A 2,314-nucleotide genomic window follows, 5' to 3' on the forward strand; every position below is an offset into this window, starting at 1 on the left:
TTCTCTGTACCTAAGATCGGTCTTATTGCTGGTTCATATGTTATCGATGGATCAATTGAAGTTGGATGTAATGTACGTCTACTTAGAGATGGAAAAATTATCTTTGATGGTAAGATGTCATCTCTTAAGAGGTTCAAAGACGATGTTAAGAAAGTTAATAACGGATACGAGTGTGGTGTTGGTCTAGAGAACTTTAACGATGTTAGAGTTGGAGATCTTTTCGAGGCCTATAAGATGATCGAAAAGAAGAGAACACTTGAAGACGTTACTACTAACGAGACAACTCTTTAATACGAGAGTAGGAGATAGTTTTGGCAAAGTATAATAAGAAAGAGCAATATGAGCAGCAAATTAAGAATGAAGTGAATACATTCTTAAGACAGGGGCTTGATAATAGAGCACTTTCATTTGTCAGTATTACGAAAGTAGAAATGTCTTCTGACTTTGCATTGGCCACATTGTATTGGGATACTTTTGATCCTTCTACTAAGGGTGATGTTAAGAAGGCGATCGAAGGCTCTCTAGGTAAAATTAGGAGTCATCTGGCAAAGACATTACAAGTTCGTCATACTCCTGCTCTTGCAGCAAAGTACGATTCACAATTTGAAGATGCTAATGCGATTGATAAGATTCTCCAAGATGAGAAAGATAGTGGTCGCGATTTTTAGTGAGTAAAAATGGGAAAACGTAGATATAAGGGCCCTGCTTATGGGCCTTTTTATTTTAACATAAATAAACCTAAGGACATGACGTCTTTCGACGTTATTCGTAAACTTCAACGAAACCTTCCTTTTGCTATTGGAAAGATTGGGCACTTTGGGACATTGGATCCTTTTGCTCAAGGTGTACTCCTTATCGGAATCGGTCCTGCGACTCGTTTAAATCAATGGAGTCAGGATCTACCCAAGGAATATATTGCGACTGGTATTTTTGGAAAGAAATCTCCCACAGGTGATTTGACGGTTGAAGAAGATCAAGTCTACACAGATGCTGCTTATTCTCAGCTTGATAGGGCTGATGTTGAAAAGGCCCTTAAGAGTTTTGTAGGTAAGTATCAACAAGTTCCGCATCAGTATTCGGCCACCAAATTTGAAGGCAAGGCCCTTTATGAATGGGCCCGTCAGGGAGTCGAGATAGTCAAAGATCCTGTCGAAAGGGAGATCTACGATATCGAGCTTCTCGAGTATGATGGGACACTCGCAACATTTAGAGTGAGTGTGTCTTCTGGGACCTATATTCGTGTTCTATTTGAAGATTTGGCCGCAAAGTTAGGTACTTGTGGAGTTTTAAAGGATCTTATACGAACAAAAGTTGGTCATCATCACAGAGAGAATTCTGTTGCCATTGAAGCTTGGCCAACAAATTTTGAGCAAGCAGATGATTTCTTAGAGAAAAATGCTCAAGCAATAAATACCCTTGTAAAGTTTGACTCGCTTGAACTCGATGAGGAGCTAGCGAAGCGCTATACAAATGGCCTAAAATTTGATTATGAGGCCTTAGATGGGACCTACTGGGTGAGCCACAAGACTACGATTTTGGGACTTGGAAGAATTGAGAGTGGAAAATTGTTGTCAGAGGTGAATTTTCAGCCGCCTGCATCAATGAAAATTGATTTAACTATTCGAAATTCTTTAAAAAAATCACAAGACGTAGTGGAGTAAAACATGCTAATATATGGGCATATTGATATTGAATTAAATAAATATTCCAAGGAGACAATGTGAATACAACACTCATTGCAATGGGAATTGCTTGTCTAGTTGTAGCTGGTTTAGTGATTAACTTAGGTGTTTTAAGCTTACTATCAGGAGCTTTCCACTTCCTATTTGGGAGACCAAAGTTAGATATTCTAAAATCTGAAAAAGGTGAAAACGGTTTTGCTTTTGGTTTTAGATGGAATAATGCTAGAGAACCTGCAAAATTTGATAGAGTTAAATTAAGACTCTTCAACCCATTTGGATCACCTTCTCAGGTTGACGTTACAGCAGAATTTGCTGCAAAAGATTCTGACTTTGGTGCTGATGTAGACTTTGGGCCAGGTTTCAAAGAAATCTTAAATGCTGAAGGACTTGATAACTCAACTCTTGAAATTGAAATCATGTCTCAAAAAGATGGTGTAACTCACTTCTTTAAGATGCAGAATAGAAAGTTTCTTGAAACATATAGAGCTGCTACTCAAACGGCTGCACAATTTAATGAGAAATATGGTTATGTTAAGACAAAGCCAGTTTATACAACAGTAACTAAGACTTTCATTGCAGATGCACTCCCTGAAAGTGATCAGCCAAAGGACCTAACAATTGACTCGAACCAA

The 2,314-nt window shown here is 38.3% G+C and carries 4 protein-coding genes; all 4 read left to right on the forward strand.

Annotated features, from left to right (window positions below):
• The coding region (locus tag M901_RS08125) for an elongation factor Tu domain 2 (RefSeq protein WP_021277711.1) at nucleotides 1-291 on the forward strand (291 nt) is incomplete at its 5' end.
• 20 nt (nucleotides 292-311) lie between these two features.
• A complete protein-coding gene (gene rbfA, locus M901_RS08130) occupies nucleotides 312-668 on the forward strand; it encodes a 30S ribosome-binding factor RbfA (protein ID WP_021277709.1) in 357 nt (118 codons plus the stop codon).
• Nucleotides 669-677: 9 nt separating this feature from the next.
• The gene (gene truB / locus M901_RS08135) at nucleotides 678-1,661 is read left to right on the forward strand and encodes a tRNA pseudouridine(55) synthase TruB (RefSeq protein ID WP_021277708.1); all 984 of its coding nucleotides are present in this window, start codon (nucleotides 678-680) and stop codon (nucleotides 1,659-1,661) included.
• Between the two features lie 59 nt (nucleotides 1,662-1,720).
• Nucleotides 1,721-2,314 (forward strand): hypothetical protein (locus M901_RS08140; protein WP_021277710.1); only part of this gene is annotated, 594 nt, incomplete at its 3' end.

The organism is Bacteriovorax sp. DB6_IX, from assembly GCF_000447775.1.
GTDB lineage: Bacteria > Bdellovibrionota > Bacteriovoracia > Bacteriovoracales > Bacteriovoracaceae > Halobacteriovorax_A.